Origin of the sequence: Streptomyces sp. DH12 (genome assembly GCF_020873895.1) — a bacterium.
GTDB lineage: Bacteria > Actinomycetota > Actinomycetes > Streptomycetales > Streptomycetaceae > Streptomyces.
In genome coordinates this window covers 1-479 of record NZ_JAHWGT010000838.1, presented here as the reverse complement: position 1 = coordinate 479, position 479 = coordinate 1, and the positions used below count along the sequence as shown (strand labels likewise).

Below are 479 nucleotides of genomic sequence, written 5' to 3'. Positions count from 1 at the left end.
ACGTTGACGACGGTCAGGCCGTGCCGCTCGACGATCTCGGGGACCTGGGTGGGCAGCCACGGTTCGTCGGGCCGCATGACGACGCGTGCGCCCGTGGTGAGGGCGGGCAGGACCTGGTCGAGGGAGGCGTCGAAGGAGAACGAGGCGAAGGCCAGGACGCGGTCGGCGGCGGTGATGCCGAGGCGTTCGCGGGCGGCGGCCGGGTTGCATGTGCCGTAGCGGCACATGGTCCAGTAGGCGGCACGTACGACATGGAGAGGTTCCCTCGCATGCCCCTTCCTGCGATTCCCCGCCGGGTCAAGATCGGCGATGCTGCCGCGTTCGCCGGGACCACACCCCGCGCCATCCGCCACTACCACGCCATCGGGCTCCTCGCCGAACCGGAACGCGGCAGTGACGACTGCCGCCGCTACGGGTACGACGACATGATCCGCCTGCTGTGGATCCGCAAGATGGCTGATGCGGGGATCTCCCTGGAC

Annotated in this window: 2 protein-coding genes; one reads left to right on the top strand and one right to left on the bottom strand. The window is 69.7% G+C overall.

Annotation, left to right across the window (positions count from 1 at the left end; genetic code table 11):
• Positions 1-227 (bottom strand): AMP-binding protein (locus LPA54_RS37350; protein WP_228984894.1); only part of this gene is annotated, 227 nt, incomplete at its 3' end.
• Between the two features lie 42 nt (positions 228-269).
• Here LPA54_RS37350 and LPA54_RS37345 point away from each other — a divergent pair.
• Positions 270-479, top strand: a 210-nt coding sequence (locus LPA54_RS37345) for a MerR family transcriptional regulator (RefSeq protein ID WP_228984893.1), incomplete at its 3' end; no start/stop codon positions are given.